The following is a 766-nucleotide window of genomic DNA, read 5'->3' as shown; positions in this document are numbered from 1 at the left end:
CAACCCATCAATTAAGCTTTTGGACAAGCTCGGTTTTGAGTTTTATGGGACCAAACAAGATGAGTTTGGCCCCTACCACGAGTATCGTTACTCGGAGCTTAGTGAAAAAAAAATCACATTCTATGAGGCTGTAGCTCAAAGCGCATCGCACGAAAGCCAACCATGGTAAGACTGCCTTTATAACAGTCATCACCCAGCGCAGAGAATTCGAACTGATACACGGTGTGCCAACGCCATATTGTGGTTAGCTCATGGCGCATCTTTAACTTATGACCACTGAACGCCACGCTCAGCAACTGGAGATCGAGTTCTTTGCACTTTCTCGCTATCGCCGCTTTGGCAAGCTCTGACTGTCGGCGTTGCTGCCAAAACAGAAAGCAAAAGAAACAAAGAAACAGAATCCCCAATAAATTATCTATCATTCTTCGACACGTCCTTTTGTATCCATCCTAGTCTTATCTTTCGCCGATTGGCTTACTGCGCTTTTGCGGCTTGCTGGAGCTTAATCAAAGCGTTAGCCAGTTCTGGTGATGGGTTCGAGTTTAAGATTGGTAAGAATACCATTCGTAAGCTTGGAATCATCACAAGATCAGCAAACAGCTGATTGAACAGGTTCTGGTTGCCTGTTTGGGCAAGGCGAAGCAAGAACTGCTCTGCGATTTTAGCGTCTTGTAATGTGTGCCAGCCTCGTCCTGCAAGACCAATCAATACCTCTTGGTGACCCAGTCTTGGGCTAGCCAGTACGCTGTTGACGACTTGTTTTGCG

General features: G+C 46.3%; 2 protein-coding genes. Both read right to left on the bottom strand.

Going from position 1 to position 766, the window contains the following annotated elements; genetic code table 11:
• Positions 1–113: 113 nt before the first annotated feature.
• Positions 114–422 (bottom strand): DUF3301 domain-containing protein, encoded by a 309-nt coding sequence (locus KIV40_RS06475; protein WP_150869133.1) that lies wholly within the window; start codon positions 420–422, stop codon positions 114–116.
• 52 nt (positions 423–474) lie between these two features.
• A partial coding sequence (locus KIV40_RS06470; protein ID WP_285348337.1) for a DUF3549 family protein occupies positions 475–766 on the bottom strand: 292 nt, incomplete at its 5' end.

The organism is Vibrio sp. D173a (genome assembly GCF_030248475.1).
This window is presented reverse-complemented; position numbering and strand designations above follow the sequence as displayed.

Coding starts and splice junctions, on each gene's coding strand:
- KIV40_RS06475 (WP_150869133.1), bottom strand. CDS start 422: ATGATAGATAATTTATTGGGGATTCTGTTTCTTTGTTTCTTTTGCTTT.